Source organism: Stenotrophomonas sp. P5_A8 (assembly GCF_056400545.1).
Genome location: NZ_JBFULB010000570.1, coordinates 1 through 1,198 on the forward strand (window position 1 = coordinate 1; position 1,198 = coordinate 1,198).

Sequence of the window (1,198 nt, forward strand, 5' to 3'; positions counted from 1 at the left end):
GGCATGGATAAGCGAGCGCGACCACTCCCGGCGCAGTCGCTATGACCTGGCCGTGGAGAGCGATCAAGGTTTGATGGGAGTTTTGGCGGCACTGCAGGGACTGAGGAAGGGTCCTTCCGAGGGCAGCACAGGAGGGGCTGCCTCGGCGCCGGAAGCGGTGGAAACAGAAGGTCACGAGGCAGGGGGATGAGTCGCCCCACCGAAAGCGGTGTTATCGAGTATGGAGACGCTCACGGCCTCTGTACTCCCGCGATCGGACTATTGCCGTTCATCCCCGGTCTCCCTTTGGATCAGCTATGACCCCCAGTGCCCGCTCCGCGATGGCTCATTGGGCTTCTACGCCCATGTTCCTGGACCTCACCGTCGGGATAGCCGCAGAGCAGATGCAGGAGATCCTCCCGCATTATCCGCATCCGTCGGATCAGCCCATCGCCATCTGCGTCAACGGTTACCGCTGGTTTGGAAGTGAAATGGAAGCGCTAGCCGATGCCATCCATCGGRCTGCCCGTCGGCCTCACCTCCATCATTTGTCCTTGGCTGAGGCAGAGTGGGAGGTTGAAAGAAACAAAGAAGGGTTGTGGGCAGTCCCCGGACGATGTTCGCCAAAGAGCCGCAACGAGCGTGTTCTCGACAGCTTGGGAACCGACACAGCCCTCTTTCGGACCACGGACTCGGCGACCGCCTAGCTGACGATGCAGGTTGGAGCGGGCTAGCGTCTGCCCTGATGGGTAATGGAACGTGGAATCCGAACGCCGACTGAGGCGACCAAGATGTCAAACCGGGCCCATCGGAAGGGTCTTCCGAAAGTGACGTTGGTGCTCGGCGCCGCTAAAAACCCAGGCGATGCGCGTCACATTTTTGAAGGGAATCGCCCGCTGGACGGGGTGAGAAGCGCCATGCCGTCTGGCATACTCCCGCCGCCGGAAAGGGGGGGCATGCGAGTGAACATCAAGAAGAAGGTTAGAGCGGTGGGTGAAGCTTCCTATCACCCGTGGCCAGAGCTGAACCACGCTGCCCGGGTTCTGAGACGGGCAGCCCGCGAACAGGGCGCATCCAAGCTGCACGTGGTTACCGGCGCCGTCGTTCTGACGGCTTTCGCGGTCGAGGCGTTCTGCCAGACCCTGGGACCGGATTTGTTCCCCGACCGCTGGGCTTCGGGCGCTAAGCCCCTTGTGGAGAAGGCCGTGCTCCGCAAGCT

General features: G+C 61.9%; 1 protein-coding gene. It reads left to right on the plus strand.

The genetic code is table 11. The annotated features are described in order from the left end of the window. Window positions 1-935 precede the first annotated feature (935 nt). Window positions 936-1,198 (plus strand): hypothetical protein (locus AC1DQP_RS20730; RefSeq protein WP_478052461.1); only part of this gene is annotated, 263 nt, incomplete at its 3' end.